Annotated in this window: 17 protein-coding genes; 10 read left to right on the top strand and 7 right to left on the bottom strand. The window is 72.5% G+C overall.

Annotation, left to right across the window (positions count from 1 at the left end):
- Positions 1-236: 236 nt before the first annotated feature.
- Both F0344_RS26655 and F0344_RS26650 read right to left on the bottom strand, forming a co-directional pair.
- Positions 237-2,249, bottom strand: a complete 2,013-nt coding sequence (locus F0344_RS26655) for a helix-turn-helix domain-containing protein (RefSeq protein WP_185301181.1) — start codon at positions 2,247-2,249, stop codon at positions 237-239.
- A 44-nt stretch (positions 2,250-2,293) separates the two neighbouring features.
- Complete coding sequence (locus tag F0344_RS26650; RefSeq protein ID WP_185301180.1) at positions 2,294-3,109, bottom strand: 3-hydroxybutyrate dehydrogenase; 816 nt, start codon at positions 3,107-3,109, stop codon at positions 2,294-2,296.
- Between the two features lie 273 nt (positions 3,110-3,382).
- Here F0344_RS26650 and F0344_RS26645 point away from each other — a divergent pair, with 273 nt between their 5' ends.
- Positions 3,383-4,894 carry an extracellular catalytic domain type 1 short-chain-length polyhydroxyalkanoate depolymerase gene (locus F0344_RS26645; protein WP_185301179.1) on the top strand — a complete coding sequence of 504 codons (1,512 nt, stop codon included), beginning with the start codon at positions 3,383-3,385 and terminating at the stop codon, positions 4,892-4,894.
- Here F0344_RS26645 and F0344_RS26640 read toward each other — a convergent pair.
- The 3 genes from F0344_RS26640 to F0344_RS26630 form a co-directional block, all read right to left on the bottom strand.
- Complete coding sequence (locus F0344_RS26640; protein ID WP_258050129.1) at positions 4,864-5,379, bottom strand: hypothetical protein; 516 nt, start codon at positions 5,377-5,379, stop codon at positions 4,864-4,866. The two genes, F0344_RS26645 and F0344_RS26640, sit on opposite strands and share 31 nt — an antisense overlap.
- 103 nt (positions 5,380-5,482) lie before the next feature.
- Entirely contained in the window at positions 5,483-5,716 is a 234-nt protein-coding gene (locus tag F0344_RS26635; RefSeq protein WP_185301178.1) for a ferredoxin, read from the bottom strand.
- Positions 5,716-7,176 (bottom strand): aldehyde dehydrogenase, encoded by a 1,461-nt coding sequence (locus F0344_RS26630; protein WP_185301177.1) that lies wholly within the window; start codon positions 7,174-7,176, stop codon positions 5,716-5,718. Before F0344_RS26630 ends, F0344_RS26635 begins: the two co-directional genes overlap by 1 nt.
- A gap of 159 nt (positions 7,177-7,335) precedes the next feature.
- Between F0344_RS26630 and F0344_RS26625 the strand changes: the two genes are divergently transcribed.
- The 6 genes from F0344_RS26625 (at position 7,336) to F0344_RS26600 (ending at position 14,402) form a co-directional block, all read left to right on the top strand.
- On the top strand, positions 7,336-8,370 hold the full coding sequence (locus tag F0344_RS26625) for an MBL fold metallo-hydrolase (protein WP_185301176.1): 1,035 nt from the start codon (positions 7,336-7,338) through the stop codon (positions 8,368-8,370).
- 273 nt (positions 8,371-8,643) lie between these two features.
- The gene (locus F0344_RS26620; RefSeq protein WP_185301175.1) at positions 8,644-9,900 is read left to right on the top strand and encodes a prenyltransferase/squalene oxidase repeat-containing protein; all 1,257 of its coding nucleotides are present in this window, start codon (positions 8,644-8,646) and stop codon (positions 9,898-9,900) included.
- A gap of 29 nt (positions 9,901-9,929) precedes the next feature.
- A complete protein-coding gene (locus tag F0344_RS26615; protein WP_185302907.1) occupies positions 9,930-10,613 on the top strand; it encodes an SCO2322 family protein in 684 nt (227 codons plus the stop codon).
- A complete protein-coding gene (locus F0344_RS26610; RefSeq protein ID WP_185301174.1) occupies positions 10,610-11,755 on the top strand; it encodes an energy-coupling factor transporter transmembrane component T in 1,146 nt (381 codons plus the stop codon). Before F0344_RS26615 ends, F0344_RS26610 begins: the two co-directional genes overlap by 4 nt.
- Positions 11,752-13,560, top strand: a complete 1,809-nt coding sequence (locus tag F0344_RS26605) for an ABC transporter ATP-binding protein (RefSeq protein ID WP_185301173.1) — start codon at positions 11,752-11,754, stop codon at positions 13,558-13,560. Before F0344_RS26610 ends, F0344_RS26605 begins: the two co-directional genes overlap by 4 nt.
- Positions 13,557-14,402, top strand: a complete 846-nt coding sequence (locus F0344_RS26600; RefSeq protein ID WP_185301172.1) for an ECF transporter S component — start codon at positions 13,557-13,559, stop codon at positions 14,400-14,402. The genes F0344_RS26605 and F0344_RS26600 overlap by 4 nt, the downstream gene beginning before the upstream one ends.
- A 15-nt stretch (positions 14,403-14,417) precedes the next feature.
- On the opposite strand, the gene F0344_RS26595 is transcribed toward F0344_RS26600, so the two are convergent.
- Together F0344_RS26595 and F0344_RS26590 are read right to left on the bottom strand one after the other, a co-directional pair.
- Positions 14,418-15,632 (bottom strand): PucR family transcriptional regulator, encoded by a 1,215-nt coding sequence (locus F0344_RS26595; RefSeq protein WP_258050128.1) that lies wholly within the window; start codon positions 15,630-15,632, stop codon positions 14,418-14,420.
- Positions 15,633-15,693: 61 nt separating this feature from the next.
- Positions 15,694-15,876: a hypothetical protein gene (locus tag F0344_RS26590; RefSeq protein ID WP_185301171.1), complete on the bottom strand. Its 183-nt coding sequence runs from the start codon at positions 15,874-15,876 to the stop codon at positions 15,694-15,696.
- 259 nt (positions 15,877-16,135) lie between these two features.
- On the opposite strand from F0344_RS26590, the gene F0344_RS26585 reads away from it, so the two are divergent.
- The 3 genes from F0344_RS26585 to F0344_RS26575 all read left to right on the top strand — a co-directional run bounded on the left by F0344_RS26585 (position 16,136) and on the right by F0344_RS26575 (position 19,259).
- The gene (locus F0344_RS26585) at positions 16,136-17,092 is read left to right on the top strand and encodes a DUF3068 domain-containing protein (RefSeq protein ID WP_185301170.1); all 957 of its coding nucleotides are present in this window, start codon (positions 16,136-16,138) and stop codon (positions 17,090-17,092) included.
- Positions 17,093-17,294: 202 nt separating this feature from the next.
- A complete protein-coding gene (locus tag F0344_RS26580) occupies positions 17,295-18,503 on the top strand; it encodes a glycosyltransferase family 4 protein (RefSeq protein ID WP_185301169.1) in 1,209 nt (402 codons plus the stop codon).
- A gap of 78 nt (positions 18,504-18,581) precedes the next feature.
- Entirely contained in the window at positions 18,582-19,259 is a 678-nt protein-coding gene (locus F0344_RS26575) for a class I SAM-dependent methyltransferase (protein WP_185302905.1), read from the top strand.
- Positions 19,260-19,279: the final 20 nt, after the last annotated feature.

Raw genomic sequence — 19,279 nt, 5'->3', positions numbered from 1 at the left:
ACCCCTCGCACCCCTATCAACCACGCCCCAGCCGGAACCAAGCCCGTCCGGCGATTGAGGACGTCCCTGACACCCTGATGATCTACCGGCCGAACCAGATCAAGCGCGTCCGCATCCGAGGACATCCCAGATGTCGGCAGGACCACCCGGCCCACCCGGATCGAGCCCGTCCGGCGATTGAGGACATCTTTGAGCCCGGCCGGCGATTGAGGCCGGGCGGCACCCCGGCCGCCCGGTCATCCCTCCCGACCGCCCCCCAGCAGATGCAGCCGCAAGGCGAGTTGCAGCTCCAGCGCCCGCGCAGGCTCGTTCCAGTCCCGCCCCAGCAGCACCTGGATCCGGTCCAGCCGCTGCACCACCGTGTTGACGTGCACGTGCAGTTCGTCCTTGGCCCGTATCAGGCTGCCCCCCGCCCCGAAGTACGCGCTCAGCGTGCGCACCAGATGCGTACCGCGCCGCTCGTCGTACCGCAGCAGCGGCCCCAGCGTGGCCAGGACGAAGCCGTCGACGTCCTGCGCGTTGCCCAGCACCACGCCCAGGAAGCCGAGTTCGTCCACACAGGCGCCCTCGCCCGTACGCCCGAGCACCCGCATCGCCCGAAGGCACCGGGCCGCTTCCCCGTATGCGGCGGCCAGCTCCCGGGGTCCGCCCGCCGGGCCCGCCGCGGCGACGGTGACGGAGGCCTGCACGAGGTGGCCGAGCTGGACGGCCGCCGCCCTGGCCACGTCTCCGGGCGACCGGCCGGAGCCGGGCCCGGCGCCCGTACCGTCATCGGCGCCCCCGTGGTCGTGGTCGACCAGCAGCACGACCGTTCCCGCGTGTTCGGCGCTCACCCCGCGGATGTCCCCACCGAACAGATACCGCATGGCAGCCGCGCCGAGCCTCTCCCGCGCGCCGGACTCCGCGACGAGCAGCAGCCGGGGCCGGTCCAGGTCGATGCCCAGCCGACGGCCGCGCTCGGCCAGTCCGGCCGGATCGCGTTCCGCGTCGCTCAGCAGGTCGCTGATCAGTTCACCGCGGATCCGGTTCTCCGTCTCGGCCACCGTTCTGCGCAGCAGCAGGAGCAACCCGGTGACCACGGCCGCCCGTTCGAAGAGCCGGCGGTCGGAGTCGTCGAGGCGTCGGCGCTGGTGCAGCACCAGGCTGGCCAGCAGCTCCTGCCCGGCGAGCACGGCGCAGATCCACCGCCCGTCACGGTGCACGGCACGCCCTCCGGCGCGGGACTCCTCGGCGGTCTCGGCCAGCCATTCCCCGTCCGCGGCGTCGGCCGAGCAGGCGGTCCCGTCGGGCCGGACCGCCGCCAGGGTGCGTCCGCCCGGGTCGTGGATGGTCAGCGGACTGTCGAGGAGGCCGGCGACCGAGGTGGCGACGTCCGTGACGTCGCCCCCGCGCAGCACCAGGTCGGTGAGCCGGTCGTGGGCCGCCTCCGCGCGCCGCATGGCGGCGGAGTGCTCGCGCACGGCCGCGTTGGCCTCGGCCAGCTCCGCGTTCGCCTGCGCGAGTTCGGCGAGGGCGGCGCCCGTGTCGGCGAGGGCGCGGGCGGTGTCGATGGCGATGGCGGCGTGCGCGGCGAGGGAGCAGAGCAGGGCCACCTCGTCCGGGCTGAAGACGCGCGGGGAGCGGTCGGCCGCGAAGAGGACGCCGATGACCTTCCCCGTACCGCCCCGGCTGGAGCCGAGCAGGAGGGGGACGCCCAGGATGGCGACGAGCCCCTCGGCCAGTACACCGGCGTTGATGTTGTCGGTGTGGCGGAAGCGTTCGTCGGTGCGGTAGTCGGGGGTCGCGTACGGGCTGGCGGTCTGCGCGACGAGGCCGCCGAGCCCTTCGCCGAGTTCCAGCCGTAGCCGCTGGAAGAGCACGGACACGGAGCCGTCGGTCACCCGCATATAGGTGTCCCCGGCCTCCTCGTCGGGGAGGGTGAGATAGGCGGTGTCGGTGCCGAGCAGCATTCTGGCCCGCCGCACGATCGCTTTCAGCACGTCGTCCAGGTCGCGGGAGGCGGCCAGGTCACCGGCCGTGTCGAAGAGGGCGGTGAGCTGGAGTTCCCGGCGGCGGTGCTGACGCAGGGCGCCCCTGATCCGCAGGGCCGTGGCGACCGCCCCTTCCACCTCCGCCAGGTCCGCGGCGGGCACGCCGGCCGCTCTCGCGGCCGAGGAGACGGCGCCGAGCGCCTCGGCGGGGGCGTCGTCGGCCAGCAGCGTGAGGAGGTGCCGGAGGTGGGGTGCGGCGGAGTGGGACGGTTCAGACATGGGCGGCCATCGTTCGTCGGGGGTGCGCGGGTCGGGTCGGTCGGTCAGTTGGCGGTCCAGCCGCCGTCCATGGAGAGCGAGGTACCGGTGATGTGCCCGGCGCGCGGACCGCACAGCCACAGCACGGCGTCGGCCACGTCCGCCGGTTCGATGAGACTCTTGATGGCGCTGCGTTCCAGCATGACCTGCCCCACCACCTCCTCCTCCGAGATGCCGTGGGTACGGGCCTGAGCGGCGATCTGGTTCTCGACCAGGGGCGTCCGGACGTACCCGGGGCTGACGCAGTTGCTCGTCACCCCGTGTTCCGCCGCTTCGAGCGCGACCACCTTGCTGAGTCCTTCCAGTGCGTGCTTGGCCGTGACATAGGCCGCTTTGTAGGGACTGGCGCGCAGTCCGTGGACGGAGGAGATGTTCACGACGCGCCCCCAGCCGCGTTCGTACATGCCGGGCAGGGTCCGGCGCAAGATGCGGAACGGTGCCTCGACCATCACCCGCTGGATCAGCGCGAAGCGCTCGGGCGGGAACGCGTGCACCGGGGCGATGTGCTGGAGCCCCGCGTTGTTGACCACGATGTCCGCGTCGGCGGGCAGCGTGTCGACCGCCTCGGGGTCCGAGAGGTCGACGACCCAGGCGGTCGCGCCGAGCTCCTCGGCCAGACGCTTCGCCGCATCGGCCGCCTTGTCCACGATGTGCACCTGGGCGCCCGCCGCGGCGAGCGTCCGCGCGCAGGCCAGTCCGATGCCGCTCGCCGCGCCGGTCACCAGGGCGGTGCGCCCGGCCAGGAAGCGGTCGGCCGCCGCCGGGGGCACGGCGTCGGGGGAAGGGGCGGGCGCGTGGTCCGGTGTCCGGGAAGTCTGCATGGCCGTCACGGTAAGGAGATCGCCGCCCGCATCACACGGGGCCGGTGCACACACCCTCGTACGGGCACATGGTGGCGGCGTACATGGTGCGGGGTGACGGCCCGGCGGCCGGCGGGTGCGGGGCCGCGGTGTCCCGGCGCCCGCTCTGACCTGCGCAAGGGCCGTAGCGCACACTTTGGGCCGGTGCCGGTGGCCGCGCACCACATGGGCAGTTCCCGTCTCCGCTCATAGGTTCCGGCAGCAGTCCGCACGTCCGATCAGGGAGGCCCCACCGTGCGCCCATCGATCCTGCGACGCCTGTTCCGGAGCGTCGTGTCCGCCACCGCCCTCGGCGTCCTGCTGACGACACCCGTCACCGCGACAGCCGCCGCCTCAGCCGCCCCCGCAGGCACTTCCGCTTCCGCCGCCGACACGCTGCACCAGGTCACCGGCTTCGGCTCCAACCCCGGCAACCTCCAGATGTTCGCGTACACGCCCTCCACCGCCCCCGCGGGCGCGCCGCTGGTCGTCGCCCTGCACGGCTGCACCCAGAGCGCGAACGCCTACCACGCGAACTCAGGCTGGCCGAAGTTCGCCGACGCCTGGGGATTCGACGTGGTGTACCCCCAGACCACGTCCGCGAACAACGCGCTCTCCTGCTTCAGCTGGTTCGATGCGGCCAAGGACACCCGGGGCCGGGGGGAGGCCGCCTCGATCGTGCAGATGGTCGAGTACGCGCAGCGGACGTACGGCTCCGACGGCCGCCGGGTGTACGTCACCGGGCTCTCCGCGGGCGGCGGTATGACGGCGAACCTGCTCGCCGCCTATCCGGACGTGTTCGCGGGCGGGTCCGTCGCCTCCGGGCTGCCGGCGCAGTGCGCGACGACTCAGGCCGCGGCCTCCGGCTGTCAGACGGGGCCGCAGAAGCTCAGCCCCGCCCAGTGGGGCGACAAGGTCCGCGCCTCGTACCCCGGTTACACCGGGCCATGGCCCCGGGTGGCGATCTGGCAGGGCACGTCGGACTACACGGTCTACCCGGCCAACGCCACCGCGCTGCGCGACCAGTGGACCGATGTGTGGGGCATCGGCCAGACCCCGGACGGCACCAGCACCCTGCCCGGGAACACCACCCGTACCGTCTACGACGACGCCTCCGGGAAGCCCGCCGTCGAGACGTACTCCATGTCCGGCATGGGTCACGGCCTGGCCGTGGACCCCGGTGTCGGCGCCTCGCAGTGCGGGTCGACGGCCGCGTACTTCCTGGACACCGTCTGCTCGACGTACTACACCGGCGTCTTCTGGGGTCTGGACCGGGACGCGCCGGGCGGCGGTGACGGGCTGCCCGCGCCGACGGGTCTGCGCGTCACGGGCGTCACCGCCGACTCGGCCTCCTTGTCCTGGAGTCCGGTGGCGGAGGCCGCCTCGTACGTGGTGCACCGCGACGGCACGAAGGTGGCATCGCCCACCGGGACGTCGTTCACCGACTCCGGGCTGTCCCCCGGGGTCTCCTACCGCTACACGGTGGCGGCGGTCGGCTCCTCGGGCGCGGTGGGCGCCACCGCACCCGCGGTCACCGCGACCACCACGGGCGGCTCCACGGTCCGGTGCTTCACCGCGAGCAACTACGCGCACGTGACAGCGGGCCGGGCGCGCACCTCGGGCGGCTATGTGTACGCGCACGGGTCCGGCCAGAACATGGGGCTGTACAACGTGTTCGTCACCCACACGCTCAAGGAGTCACCTGCGGGGTACTTCGTGATCGCCGACTCCGGCTGTCAGGCCGGGTCGTCGCTCAAGTCCCTCTGAACCTCATCCGGCAGGGCGCAGCCGTCCTTCACCGCGGTGAAGGAGACCGGCTGCTCGGCGCCGAAACCCTCCATCGCGAAGTGCCGGGCGTACACCTTCCAGCCCTGCTTGGTCAGGGTACGGAAGGTGACGTCCTGCTCCTCGCGGCTCGTGGTGACCTGCCAGCCGAGCTTCTCCAGCCGTTCGACCGTGGCGGCGAACCCGTCCGCGGCGTCGGGCGCGTCCGCCAGCCAGGGCGCGACGCAGTCCCGCCACTCCCCCTGGGGCATCCCCGCCATCGAGTCGTCGCCGGGCGGGAGCCCCGAGGCGTCCGCGGCCGCGCCCACCTCGTTGGCCACCGTCTCCTTCGTGAAGGGTGCGGTGGCCGTGGGCGACGCCTTCGCCGCGCTGTCCGCCGTACCGCCGTCGCCGAGGCCGCAGCCGGCGACGGTGGTCAGTATCGCGCTCACCGCGGCGGCGACGGTCGCCGTTCTTCTCGTACTCACTGGAAGCGTCCCCGCCCGGTCGTCGTCCTCACGGGCGGGCGCCCGTGCGTTCTCCGCCGGAGTCTCGCACGGGCTCTGACCTGCTGGGAAGCCCCCTTTTCCCTCACTCCTCCGGCGGGAACACCACCTCGCCGGAGGCCACGAGCGTGAGCGTGATGGCCTCGACGGGGCAGCCCTCGGCCGCCGCGAGGATCTGCTCGTCGGCGTCGCTCTCCGGGGCGGCCGGATGCGACTGCCTGGCCGTGTCCAGCCGGAAGCGCTGCGGAGCGTGATTCAGGCACATCCCGGAGCCGATACAGACGCCCCGGTCGACCTCCACCTGCCAGCGGTCACCCATCACGCCCCCTGGTGTCCGGCGGGCAGGTGGATCATCTTGTGCTCGAAGAACTCGCCGTAGCCCTCGGGCCCGAACTCCCGTCCCAGGCCGGAGTTCTTGTAGCCGCCGAACGGCCCGAGCATGTCGAGGCTGAAGGTGTTCACGCTGTACGTGCCCGTCCTGACCCGGCGGGCGATGTCGATGCCGCGCTCGGTGTCGGCGGTCCAGACACTGCCGCTGAGTCCGTACTCGGAGTCGTTCGCGATCTTCACGGCCTCCTCCTCGTCCCCGTACGGGAGCAGGCAGACGACCGGGCCGAAGATCTCCTCACGGGCGACGCGCATGGAGTTGTCGACGTCCCCGAAGAGGGTCGGCTCGACGTACCAGCCCCGTTCCTGCGAGGCCGGACGGCCGCCGCCCGTCAAGATCTTGGCGCCCTCCGCCTGGCCGATCCCGATGTAGTCGAGGGAGCGCTGGCGCTGACGCCGGGCGACGAGTGGGCCGAGTTCGGTCGCGGGGTCGAGCGGGTCGCCGATCTTCAGCGCCCCGGCCGCGGCGGCGAACGCCTCGGCGATCTCCTCGTAGCGGGAGCGGGGGGCGAGGATGCGGGTCTGGGCGACGCACGCCTGGCCGTTGATCATCCAGGCGAAGGGGGCGATGCCCGCGACGGCCGCGTCGAGGTCGGCGTCGGGGAGGATGACCGCGGCGGACTTACCGCCCAGTTCGAGGGTGAGGCGGCTGAGGTTGCGGGAGGCGACCTCCATGACCCGGCGGCCGGCGGCGACGGATCCGGTGAACGACACCTTGTCGACACCCGGGTGTCCGACCAGGTACTCGCTGACCTCGCGGTCGGCGGGCAGGATCGAGAGGACCCCTTCCGGGAGCCCGGCCTCGGCCGCGATCTCGGCCAGGATGTAGGCGTCCAGGGGAGTTTCGGGTGAGACCTTCAGGACGGCGGTGCAGCCCGCGAGGAGGGCAGGGGCCAGTTTGGCCGCCGCGGTGAACTGCGGGACGTTCCACGGCACGACGGCCGCGACCACCCCGACCGGTTCACGGCGTACGAGCAGGGGTCCGAGGACTCCGTCGCGCCGCTCCTCGTACGGGAAGGTACGGGCGACCGTGATCGCCGAGTCCCACACCATCATCGCGGCGAGCGCCTGCACCATGACGCTGGAGCTGTACGGGGTGCCGTTCTGGGAACTGATGACGCGGGCGATCTCCTCGTACCGTACGGCGAAGGCGTCCTTGATCCGGGTGATCACCGCGATCCGCTCGTCCAGGGTGGTACGCGGCCACGGCCCCTCGTCGAAGGCGCGGCGGGCGGCGGTGACGGCCCGGTCCACGTCGGCCTCGCAGGCGTGCGGGACCCGGCCGATGACCTGCTCGGTGTGGGGGGAGATCACCTCGATGACGCCGTCGCCGAGCGGATCGGTCCACTCCCCGCCGATGAACAGTCTTCCGTGTTCCACAAGCTCGGTCATGGCTGCTGCCTCCCGCGAACCCGGCACGTACCTGACTATGTGTCAGAACTGATACCAGTTCCGCTTGCAGGAGTCCACGCATCGGCATCGATCCGCGCGGGCAAGAGTGATTGACTGGGGCTACCACTGGAACGAGTTCTTGTCAGAGACGAGGAACCCATGGCCCAGGTGACCGACCACGGCGGAGGCGTCCACAGCATCAAGGTGCCGATCCCCGACAACCCTCTCGGTCACACACTCGTGCACCTCGTCGACACCGACCGCGGCCCGGTCCTCATCGACACCGGCTGGGACGACCCGGAGTCCTGGGACACCCTGGTCACGGGACTCGCCTCCCTCAAAACCGGCGTCGCCGACATCCACGGCATGGTCATCACCCACCACCACCCCGACCACCACGGCCTCTCCGGCCAGGTGCGGGAGGTGTCCGGCGCCTGGATCGCCATGCACGCGGCGGACACCGAGGTCGTCCGCCGTACCAGGGAGTCCGAACCGGCGACCTGGCTCACCTACCTCACGGAGAAACTCGCCGCGGCCGGCGCCCCCGAGGAACACCTCGCCCCGCTCAGGGCCGCCCGCGCGAGCGGCCGGACGCGCACCCTGCCGGGACTCCGCGCCGCGATCCCGGACCGCGAGATCGTCCCGGGCGAGCTGCTGGACCTGGCGGGCCGCCGGCTGCGCGCCATCTGGACACCGGGCCACACCCCCGGCCACGTCTGCCTCCACCTGGAGGAGGACCACCCGGCACGGCTGCCGGGCCGCGGCCGGCTCTTCTCCGGCGACCATCTGCTGCCGGGGATCAGCCCGCACATCGGGCTGTACGAGGACCCCGACGACACGACGGTCACGGACCCTCTCGGCGACTACCTCGACTCGCTGGAACGCATCGGCCGCCTCGGGGCCGCCGAGGTGCTTCCGGCGCACCAGCACGCGTTCACGGACGCCTCCGGGCGCGTACGGGAGCTCCTGGACCATCACGAGGAGCGGCTGACCGGGCTGCTCGCCCTGCTCGCCGCACCCCTCACCCCGTGGCAGCTGGCCGAGCGGATGGTGTGGAACCGGCCCTGGGAGCGGATCCCCCACGGCTCCCGCTCCATCGCCGTCTCCGAGGCCGAAGCCCATCTGCGGCGGCTGGTGAAGCTCGGGCGCGCGGAGGCGGCGGGCACCGGTCCGGTGACGTACGTCGCTGTCTGACCGGGCCGTCCGGCCGGGAAGGGGGCGGGGCGGGCCGGTAGAGTGAGCCCGTCGTCATCATGCCCGTACAGGGGAAAGCCGGTGGAAGTCCGGCACTGACCGCGCAACCGTGAAATCCGCCCCGCGGCGGTGAAGTCGGAATGCCCTGTACGCGGTCGTGACCGGCTCGTGCCACCGGGACCCCGGTGGCCGGCACCGTCGAGGTATACGGGGCCGGAGCCCGGTGCCTCAGTGCGCCTGCGCCCGGTCCCCGCAGGAGAGGCCCAGCCAGCCATGTCCGTACGCCGCAGCGCAGCCGCGCTCGCGACCACCGCCGTGCTCTGCGCCACCGCCGCTCCCGCCGCGGTCGCCGCCCCGAGCCCGTCGCCCTCCCCGACCACCGCACTGCCGTCCGGTCTGTACGGCACCTCGGACCCGACGTACGACGGTGTCTGGCGGCAGTCGCTCGCCCTCCTCGCCCAGAAGATCGAGTACGTGACGCCGTCCACGAAGGCGGTGGACTGGCTGGCGGGCCAGCAGTGCGCGAGCGGCGCGTTCCCCTCGTACCGCGACGCCACGGAGAACTGCACTCCCAAGACGGTCGCGGACACCAACGCCACCGCCGTAGCGGTACAGGCGCTCGTCGAGCTCGCCGTGCACCGGGAGACCGTCGACAGCGGGGTCCGGTGGCTGAAGTCCGTACAGAACGAGGACGGCGGCTGGGGCTACAACCCGGGCAGCCCGAGCGACGCCAACTCCACCGCGATCGTGATCGGCGCACTCTCCAGGGCCGGCCAGAAGCTGGGTGACATCACCACGCTCGGCGGGAAGACCCCGTACGCGGCGCTCCAGACGTTCGCGATCCCGTGCGGCGGGCCCGAGGGCGGCGCGTTCGCGTACCAGCCCGACAAGGACGGCAAGCTCACCGCCAACGCGGACGCCACGGCGGCCGGAGTGCTCGGCGCGATGGGCAAGGGCCTGGCGGCCGGCGACTCCAACGCGGTGAAGGCCCCCGTCTGCCGGAAGGGCACCGGCCTCAGCCCCGAGCAGACCGCCCAGAACGGCGCGCACCACCTCGCGGGCGCCCTCGGCGAGCAGCCGTATCTGAACCTGCCGCCCATGCCGGGCGCCGAGGACACCGCGCCGCAGCCGGACTTCGGCAACACCGCGGACGCGGTCGTCGCCCTCGCCGCCTCCGGTCACAAGGACAAGGCGGCCGGAGCCGTGAAGTGGCTGGAGAAGAACTCCAGGCAGTGGGCAGAGCAGGGTGGCCCGGCGGCCACCGCGCAGCTGGTGCTCGCCGCGCACGCCACCGGCACCGACGCCCGTGACTTCGGCGGCGTCGACCTCGTCGCACAGCTCAACGCGACCGGCCCCGCGCCCGCCGCCACCGCCGCCCCCTCGCCGACCGTGACCGGGCAGGAGCCGGTGAAGGACAAGAGCAGTGACGACGGCGGCATGGGCGTCTGGTGGATCGTCGGCGTCGGCCTCGCCTTCGGCGCGGGCATCGGCTTCCTGCTCAGCAGCCGCCGGAAGAACCAGCAGCTGTGAAGCGGGCGGGGGGCGCCGCACGGGGCCGGATGGGAGCCGCGGTCCTGCTGCTGGTCCTCGGCGGTCTGCCGGCCGTGCTGGGCGCGGGCAGCGCGCAGGCGGCCGGGTACCGCTACTGGTCGTTCTGGGAGAGCGACGGCGGGAAGTGGACGTACGCGACCCAGGGGCCGTCCCTGACGCGGCCCGACGACGGAGCGGTGGAGGGCTTCCGCTTCGCCGTGAGCGAGGACTCCCAGGACGCCGCACAGCCGCGCCGCGCCCCGGACTTCGAGGAGATCTGCGCGGGAACGCCCGCCCAGGAGGGCAGGAAGCGGATCGGTGTCGTCATCGATCCCGGTACGGCGGCGGACGCCCCCGCCGGTGAGCGCCCGCCCGCGCCGCGGGCCGCGTGCGCGCAGGTGGAGCCGGACGCGAGCGGGGCGCAAGCGCTCGCGTCGGTGGCGGCACCGCTGCGCTACGACAGCAACGCGCTGCTCTGCGCGATCTCCGGCTACCCGGCATCGGGCTGCGGGGAGCAGGTCGCCGAGGCCACCGAGGACTCCGAGGACACGGATGCCACCGCCGCCGGGTCCGCCGCCTCCGAGCCCGTCACGCGCACCCCGGCCGCAGGCGACGACGACAGCGGTGGCCCCTCGGCCGGTGTGCTCGTCGGTCTCGGTGCCGTCCTCCTGCTCGGTATCGCCGCCGTCCTCCAGGCCCGCCGACGCCGATGACCCGCTCCACCCGTGCCGCCCGGCTCCGCCGTGCCCTGCGCGCGCCCGAGGCCACCCGCAGCAACGCGCTGCCGGCCGGGGCGTGGTGGCTGTGGGCGCTGGGGCTGGCCACCGCCGCCTCCCGGACCTCCAACCCGCTGCTGCTGGGGCTGCTGGTCGGGGTGGCGGGCTATGTGGTGGCGGCGCGGCGCACGGACGCCCCCTGGGCGCGTTCGTACGCGGCGTTCGTCAGGCTCGGGCTGTTCGTCGTCGGCGTACGGCTGGTGTTCTCCGTCCTCCTCGGCTCGCCGGTTCCCGGCACGCACACCCTGTTCGCCCTCCCTGAAGTGCCCGTACCCGACTGGGCGCAGGGGGTCAGGATCGGCGGCCGGGTCTCGGCCGAGCAGCTCGTGTTCGCGCTGTACGACGGGGCGAAGCTGGCGACCCTGCTGATCTGTATCGGCGCGGCCAACTCGCTGGCCAACCCGGCGCGGCTGCTGAAGTCGCTGCCGGGCGCGCTGTACGAGGCGGGGGTCGCCGTCGTCGTGGCGATGACGTTCGCGCCGAACATGGTCGCCGATGTCGTGCGGCTGCGTACGGCCCGGCGGCTGCGGGGGCGGCCGACCGGCGGGATCGGGGCCGTACTCCAGATCGGACTGCCGGTCCTGGAAGGTGCTCTGGAGCGGTCGGTGGCGGTGGCGGCGTCGATGGACGCGCGCGGATACGGGCGCACGGCGCGGGTGCCGCCCGCCGTCCGGCTCACCACGAACATCCTCACGCTCGGCGGACTGCTGGGGGTGTGCGCGGGCACGTACGGGCTGCTCGCCTCGCAGGGTGCGGTGTACGGGCTGCCGCTGCTGCTCATCGGCCTGGCCGCCGCGATGGCGGGGCTGCGGCTGGGCGGCCGGCGCTCGGTCCGTACCCGCTACCGGCCCGACCGGTGGGGGGCCAGGGCCTGGCTGGTGGCGGGCTCGGGCGCGTTCGTCGCCGCGGCGATGATCTGGGCGTCCGGCGCCGATCCGCGGGCGCTGCACCCCGGCGTCGTACCGCTGAGGGCCCCGGTGCTGCCGCTGTGGCCCGCCGCCGCGGTCCTCATCGGTCTGCTGCCCGCGCTGGTGGCACCGCTGCCGCCCTCACCCACAGGCTTCAAGGAGCAGTCTTGATCCGGTTCGAGCATGTCTCGGTACGGTACGAGGGAACGGACCGCCCCACCCTCTCCGACATCGATCTGTCCATCCCCGAGGGCGAGTTGGTGCTCCTCGTCGGTCCGTCGGGGGTGGGCAAGTCGACCCTGCTGGGCGCGGTGTCCGGGCTCGTCCCGCACTTCACGGGCGGCACCCTGTCCGGCCGGGTCACGGTGGACGGCCGGGACACCCGTACCCACAGACCGCGTGAACTCGCCGACCTCGTCGGCACGGTGGGGCAGGACCCGCTCGCGCACTTCGTGACCGACACCGTCGAGGACGAGCTCGCGTACGGCATGGAATCGCTGGGCCTCGCGCCGGACGTCATGCGGCGGCGGGTGGAGGAGACGCTCGACCTGCTGGGTCTGGCCGAGCTGCGCGACCGGCCCATCGCGACGCTGTCGGGCGGTCAGCAGCAGCGGGTGGCGATCGGCTCGGTCCTGACCTCGCACCCGAAGGTCCTGGTCCTGGACGAACCGACGTCCGCACTGGACCCGGCGGCGGCCGAAGAGGTCCTCGCGGTGCTCCAGCGGCTCGTGCACGACCTGGGGACGACGGTCCTGATGGCGGAGCACCGCCTGGAACGGGTGGTGCAGTACGCGGACCAGGTCATCCTGCTGCCGTCCCCCGGCGCGGCCCCGGTGACCGGCACCCCGCAGGACGTGATGGCGCTCTCCCCGGTCCACCCCCCGGTGGTGGCCCTGGGCCGCCTGGCGGGCTGGTCGCCGCTGCCCCTGTCCGTACGGGATGCGAGGCGGGGGGCGGGTGCGCTGCGGGCGAGGCTGTCGGGAGCGGTGCCGGAGCAGGGCGTGCCCGGGAACGGTCATGTCCCCGATCCCGCCCCTTCCCGGGAGCTTCGCCCCCGGACCTCCAGCCCTCGATCGCCGGGCGGGCCGGAAATGCCTCCGGCGACCGAGGAGTGGGGCCCGGGGACGAGCCCCGGGGTCAGGAAGGGGCGGGCCGGGGGAAGGCTCACCCGCCTGCTGGGGCGCCGCGCCACCCCGCCCCCCGAGCCCCGGAACACCGACACCGCCAGGGCCACCGGCCTCGGCGTCCGCCGCGGCCGCATCGAGGCTCTCCGCCGCGTCGACCTCCGCGTCACCCCCGGCGAGACCATCGCCCTCATGGGCCGCAACGGCGCAGGCAAGTCCACCCTCCTCGCCACTCTCGTCGGCATGATCGAGCCCACGACGGGTGACGTCACGGTCGGCGGACGCACCCCCCGCAGCACCAGCCCCCGAGAGCTGATCCGCCAGGTCGGCCTGGTCCCGCAGGAACCACGCGACCTGCTGTACGCGGACACCGTCGCCGCCGAATGCACGGCGGCGGACGCCGACGCGGACGCCGCTCCCGGGACGTGCCGCGCCCTGGTCGCCGAACTGATCCCCGGCATTCACGACGGCACGCACCCCCGCGACCTCTCCGAGGGCCAGCGACTGGCGCTCGCCCTGGCGGTCGTCCTCACCGGCCGCCCCCCGCTGCTCCTCCTGGACGAACCGACCCGGGGCCTGGACTACGCGGCCAAGGCCCGCCTCGTCGGCATCCTGCGCGGTCTCGCCGCCCAGGGACACGCGATCGTCCTGGCGACACACGACGTGGAGCTGGCGGCGGAGCTGGCCCACCGGGTGGTGATCCTCGCGGACGGCGAGATCGTGGCGGACGGCCCGACGGCGGAGGTCGTCGTCTCCTCCCCCGCCTTCGCCCCGCAGACCGCGAAGATCCTGGCACCGCAGCCCTGGCTCACCGTGTCCCAGGTACGCACCGCTCTGGAGGTCACGCCATGAGCGAACCCACCGCCCACCCGACCCATCGGACCCACCGGACCCGCCCGATCCGTCTCGGCCCCCGGGCGATCGCCGCACTGGTCCTCATCAGCGCGATCGGGGTGGCGGCCTTCGGCTGGCCCCTCTTCGCCGACCCGTCGTTCGGCGTCGCCCACGAGAAGGACGCACCCTGGCTGTTCGGCGCGCTGCTGCCCCTCCTCGTCGCGGTGGTCGTGGCGACCATCGCCGACTCCGGCATGGACGCGAAGGCGGTGGCGATGCTGGGGGTCCTCGCGGCGGTCGGCGCCGCGCTGCGCCCCCTGGGAGCGGGCACGGCGGGCCTGGAGCCGATGTTCTTCCTGATGGTGCTGAGCGGCCGCGTGCTGGGGCCGGGCTTCGGCTTCGTACTCGGTTCGGTGACGATGTTCGCGTCCGCGCTGCTCACCGGCGGGGTAGGGCCGTGGATGCCGTTCCAGATGCTGTCGTTGGCCTGGTTCACGATGGGCGCGGGCCTGCTGCCGGGCCAGGACCGGCTGCGGGGCCGCGCGGAGGTCCTGATGCTCGCGGCGTACGGCTGTGTGGCGGCGTTCGCTTACGGGACGGTGATGAACCTCTACGGCTGGACGATCGTGCCGCCCGCCGGCTCCGGCATCTCGTTCGTCGCGGGCGACCCGGTGCACGAGAACCTGGTCCGCTTCGTCGCGTACTGCCTGGCCACCTCGCTGGGCTGGGACCTGGGCCGGGCCGTACTCACCGTGGCCCTGACGTTCGCCGTGGGCCCCACCCTGCTGAAGGCCCTGCGCCGGGCCACCCGCCGTGCGGCGTTCGAGGCCCAGGTCACCTTCGAGGTCCCCAAGGAGTGAAGGTGTGTGGGCTGGTCAGTCGGGCGGCGGGAGGAGATCACCGCGCAGTCGCCGGGCTCGCAGCACCAGCTCCATCTCGAATCGCCGGTCCGGGTCGTCCAGGTCCTCGCCCCACACCTCACGGAGCTGCCTCAGCCGGTAGCGGACAGTCTGCGGGTGGACTCCGAGACGGGCGGCCACCTCCGGCGCACCACCACGCGTTTCCAGCCAGGCCAGCAGGGTCTCGGCGAGACGGTGGGCGTGAGCGGGGCCGCCGGTCCCGCCCAGTTGGGCCAGTCGCCGCCGCGCCAGATCGTCGAGCAGCTCGCGCGCGGGCAGCAGCACCAGGGCTTCGACGTGCTCGGTGCAATGCAGCAACCGCCCTTGCGGCAGCAGGCCCTGCTCGATCATCCCGGCGGCGGCCTCCGCCCAGCGCAGCGAGGTGGAAGCCTGGGCCAGGGGAACGGACGGGCCGATCGCGCCGGACCAGTTGGCCATCGCCCGGTGCAACAGCTCCGCCCGCCCGGGGGATTCCGGGTTCGGGACCACCGCGCGCGGCCGCTCGGCCTCCATGTTGATCAGTACCTCGTCGCCCACGGCGGGCGCGACGGCGTCCTGGGTGGGGCGGATCAGCACGGCCACCGCCACCCTCTCGGGCAGTTGCCAGCCGATGCCGGCCGCGCGGTCGGCGAGGAGGGCGGACGGATCCGTGCGGTGCTCGACGAGCAGGAACTCGACGAGCAGTCGTTGCAGCCGCAGCCGCTCCCCGGCCTGGCGGGCCACGGCCTCGGCGTAGCCGCGTACCGACTGGGCCACCATGACATCGAGGTACTCGAACGCGGTCTCGGCGAGTTCGTACATGGCCGCGGGCGGGATGTCGACCTGCTGGCCGATCGCCGCCATGCGCCGCCAGCAGAGGCGTACGCCCAGCCGGTAGATCTCCTGCAGGGAGTCCAGGCTGCGCCCCTGCGTGACCTCACCGCGTCCGAAGTCCCGGAACATCTCGGGAAGGGCGCGTGGCCGGTCCGACCCCGTGATCATCTGCTCCACGAAGAGCTCCAGAGAGCGCCGGATCGCCACCAGGCCCTTCGGCTCTCCGGACTCGTCGACGATGAACGTCAGACCTGGATGTTCCCTGCGGATCGCCGCGAGCACGTCCTGTGCGAGCTCGGGCACCTGTTCCTGGGCGAGATCGGCGAACCGCTTGATCCGTTCCCGTGGCACGTCGTGCCACGCTGACGACGTTGCCACAGCACCCGCTCCTGGACGTTCGGTCCGTATGCCCGCTCGATCGGCCGGCCTCGATCACAAACTAGCCCGCGCTGGGGCTCGGTGCGCCCGATGCCCGGTCTGCGGGAGGGTCGGGGAACGTGACGAGCGGCACGTTCTGCGGCTCGGGTGTGGCCTCGAGGGCGGCGACGATTCCGAAGGCGGCACCAGAGGCCAGTACGGCGGAAGCGGTGCAGGTCAGCAATGCGGCGAGCAGTCTGGGCATGAGGATGATCGGCCTCTCAGTCGGGTGAGGTTGTCACCCAGCGCGCCGGCCCGGTCCGGCGCGGTCAGTATGCGAGCCCATTGACAGGTGGTCAAGCGCCGCTTAATTTCGCGGTTCACAGCGCTGTTACTCCCGGGTACGTCATTTCACGCCCGGAACGCCCTTCCTCGGCCCGGTCAGGCTGAAGGCTGCGCGGGCGACACTTCCGCACAGCCCGCGAACGAAACCGCACACATCCTGCCTGCATTGGAGTACCCGCATGCGCCGCTCAACGTCACTTCCCTCCCTGGTTCTGCTGGGTGCCGGCGTATTCCTGCTGGTCCTCACCCAGCTGCTCGCCTGGTACGTGGAACCGCGCGCCAAACGCACACCGACCGACGTGAACTCCACGACGGTCTTCACCGGCAAGGGCAGCTACTTCGACACCGGCACCGTCTCCACGGAGGACGACCAGACCCTCACGATCACCCGCCGGGTGCTGGGCAACGTCGCTGAGAGCGAGCGGAGCGGAAAGGCGATCTGGGACGTGTCGACGCAGATCGACACCCCGAAGACGCTGCCGCTGGCCGACCCGCGCAAATCCCTGCAGTGGACGACGGAACGCTGGGTCACCGACCGCCGGACCAACCTTCCGGTGCACTGCTGCGAGGAGACGCCCGCGTTCGAGGGCGAGGCCTACCTGAAGTTCCCGTTCGACGTCGAGAAGCGCGTCTACACCTGGTGGGACAGCAGCCTGGGCGCCGGTGTGCCGTTGGAGTTCAAGGACACCACCGAGATCCACGGCCAGCAGGGCTACCGCTTCACCGGCACCGTCGAAGCCGTCGCCACCGGTACCCGTCAGGTCCCGGGCGTGCTGGTGGGCAGCAAGGAGCCGGGCCAGGTGCTCGCCGAGGAGTGGTACTCCAACGCGCTGATCGAGCTGACTGTGGAGCCGCGCACGGGCCGGATCATGAACGCGGTGATCGCGCCGACCAAGACGCTGCGGGCCCCGGGCTCGAAGAAGGACGCGGTCACCCTGCTGGCCAGCAAGCGGCTGGAGTTCACCGAGTCGACACGGCGCGAGCAGGCCGCGCTGGCTTCCGATGACGGCGGTCGGCTGAAGCTGATCGGCGAGACGGTTCCCCTGTGGGGCGGGATCGCGGGCGGTCTGCTCACCGTCGGTGGCGTGGTGCTGCTGATCCGCGGCCGCCGGCAGCCGGAACACTCAGCTGCGTGACAAGTTCGGACCTCCCGGCAGGCCCGAACTTGTCACCCACGTGCGTAGCGGGATGAATCACTCGTACGAACACTTGGGTTACCCCTGAGTAAGGCTCAGCGCACCGCAGTACCCGCACACCGAGTCGCCCAGCGCTTCATCCCGGAAGCCCGGCAATCCCCTAACCCGACTGCTCCCGCAGCCACCGAGTTGGAGCACCTCTATGCCCCAGCACGCGTCCGCTCTGGCCTCCGGCCAGGCAGACTCCGTTCCCGCTCAAGCCCGAATCGGCAGCCAGGTCACCCGCCCGCTCGCCGCCGACCCGCACAACGCATCCGCCGTGGAACGCCTGCCGCGCCGGATCACCTTCCTGGCCCGCCGCGACCTGGGCAACCAGGCCGCCGGCGGTTCGGAACTGCTTATCGACCGGATAGCCGACGGCCTGACCGCCGACGGCCATGAGGTCACGCTCGTGTGCGGCGGCCCTGTCGCCGCACGCGAGTACCGGGTGGTGTCCGCAGGCGGTGACGCAGGGCACTTCCTGCGCGCCGGCAAGACGTTCGCCCGCGAGGTCGACGGCTGCGACCTGCTGGTCGAGGTGTGCAACGGCATGCCCTACCTGGCGCCGCTGTGGCACCGCGGACCGACCCTGTGCCTGGTCAACCATGTGCACAGCGATCTGTGGCAGCTGCGCTACCCCGGCCCGGCGGCCCGGCTCGGGCGCAGGCTGGAGCACTGGGCGCTGGCAAGCACCCACCGCGACAACCTGATGGTGGCGGTCTCCGAGTCGACCGCCTCCGAGCTGCGCGGCATCGGTGTCGCCGCGGACCGTATCCGGATCGTGAACAACGGTGTCGAAGACCCCGGCCCGCTGTTGCCCGAGGCGAAGGAACCGCTGTTCCTGGCCGTCGGCCGGCTGGTGGAGTACAAGCGCATCGATCTGCTCCTGCGCCTGTGGGAGCGGGTCCGTCCGGTCACCGGCGGTCGCCTCGTCATCGTCGGTGACGGCCCCGAACGGGAGCGGCTGGAAGCCATGGCCGGCCCCGGCGTTACGTTCGCCGGCCGGGTGTCGGAGGCCGAGAAGCACCGGCTGATGTGCGAGGCGTGGCTGCTGCTGCACCCCTCCCTCGTCGAGGGTTGGGGGTTGGTCGTCACCGAGGCCGCCGCCCGGGCCACTCCCGCGATCGGTTTCGACATACCGGGCCTGCGCGACTCCATAGAGGACGGGGAGACCGGGGTGCTGGCCCGGGGGGAGAGTTCGTTCGCCGCCATGTGGTGCGCTCTGTCCCTCAGCGCCGCGCGGCGCGCGGCCATGGGACGTGCGGCGGCGCGTCGCGCCGAGCGCTTCCGCTGGAGCTCGACGGTCCGGCAGTTCCAAGCGGTGGCGGCCGAGGCGGCGGCGCGCGCCGCCGCCCCCGGACACGGCAGGTGAGCGGCTGTGTCTGATGTCACCGAACGCACGTTCAAGGATCCGTCGCTGCGGCGGTCGGCCACCCTCTTCCGTGCGTTCATGCGCGAAGAGAGTGCCCCCGAAAGGTGCTACACCCTGCTGGCCCGTGACTCGGTCGCACAGGTGGCACGTCACATCGACCTGCCCGGCAAGATCGTCGTCGACATCGGCGGCGGCAGCGGCTACTTCACCCAGGAGTTCCGCCGCCGCGGCGCGCAGAGCTACCTCTTCGAGCCCGACCTGCGGGAGCTGAGCTCCCGCGGCCCGGCGATCGAGGACGCGGTGCTCGCCGACGGCTATCTGCTGCCGCTCGCCGACGGCGTGGCGGACGTGTGCTTCTCGTCCAACGTGCTGGAGCACGTGTCGGATCCGCAGACGTTCATCAGCGAGATGGCGCGCGTCACCCGCCCCGGCGGACTGATCTACCTGTCGTTCACCAACTGGCTCTCCCCCTGGGGAGGTCACGAGACAGCCCCCTGGCACTACCTCGGGGCGGGGCGGGCCCGGAGGCGCTACGAACGGCGCACCGGCCGCGAGGCCAAGCACACGGTCGGCGAGAACCTGTTCCCCGTCCATATCGGCACCACCCTGCGGCACGTCCGCGGCCGTGACGACATGCACGTCGTCACGGCGCGATCCCGTTACTGGCCGTTCTTCGCGAGCACGATCACCCGGCTACCGGGAATCCGCGAGATCGCCACCTGGAATCTGCTGCTGATTCTCAGGCGAAGCCCATGAGCAAGCGAAGCGAGGAACCG

The organism is Streptomyces finlayi (assembly GCF_014216315.1).
Lineage (GTDB): Bacteria > Actinomycetota > Actinomycetes > Streptomycetales > Streptomycetaceae > Streptomyces > Streptomyces finlayi_A.
This window is presented reverse-complemented; position numbering and strand designations above follow the sequence as displayed.

Excerpts from the sequence above, each read along its gene's own strand:
- F0344_RS26610 (WP_185301174.1), top strand. The coding sequence starts at position 10,610 with ATGACCCGCTCCACCCGTGCCGCCCGGCTCCGCCGTGCCCTGCGCGCG.
- F0344_RS26620 (WP_185301175.1), top strand. The coding sequence starts at position 8,644 with ATGTCCGTACGCCGCAGCGCAGCCGCGCTCGCGACCACCGCCGTGCTC.
- F0344_RS26585 (WP_185301170.1), top strand. The coding sequence starts at position 16,136 with ATGCGCCGCTCAACGTCACTTCCCTCCCTGGTTCTGCTGGGTGCCGGC.
- F0344_RS26600 (WP_185301172.1), top strand. The coding sequence starts at position 13,557 with ATGAGCGAACCCACCGCCCACCCGACCCATCGGACCCACCGGACCCGC.
- F0344_RS26650 (WP_185301180.1), bottom strand. The coding sequence starts at position 3,109 with ATGCAGACTTCCCGGACACCGGACCACGCGCCCGCCCCTTCCCCCGAC.
- F0344_RS26575 (WP_185302905.1), top strand. The coding sequence starts at position 18,582 with ATGCGCGAAGAGAGTGCCCCCGAAAGGTGCTACACCCTGCTGGCCCGT.
- F0344_RS26625 (WP_185301176.1), top strand. The coding sequence starts at position 7,336 with ATGGCCCAGGTGACCGACCACGGCGGAGGCGTCCACAGCATCAAGGTG.
- F0344_RS26655 (WP_185301181.1), bottom strand. The coding sequence starts at position 2,249 with ATGTCTGAACCGTCCCACTCCGCCGCACCCCACCTCCGGCACCTCCTC.
- F0344_RS26580 (WP_185301169.1), top strand. The coding sequence starts at position 17,295 with ATGCCCCAGCACGCGTCCGCTCTGGCCTCCGGCCAGGCAGACTCCGTT.
- F0344_RS26630 (WP_185301177.1), bottom strand. The coding sequence starts at position 7,176 with ATGACCGAGCTTGTGGAACACGGAAGACTGTTCATCGGCGGGGAGTGG.
- F0344_RS26615 (WP_185302907.1), top strand. The coding sequence starts at position 9,930 with ATGGGAGCCGCGGTCCTGCTGCTGGTCCTCGGCGGTCTGCCGGCCGTG.
- F0344_RS26590 (WP_185301171.1), bottom strand. The coding sequence starts at position 15,876 with ATGCCCAGACTGCTCGCCGCATTGCTGACCTGCACCGCTTCCGCCGTA.
- F0344_RS26635 (WP_185301178.1), bottom strand. The coding sequence starts at position 5,716 with ATGGGTGACCGCTGGCAGGTGGAGGTCGACCGGGGCGTCTGTATCGGC.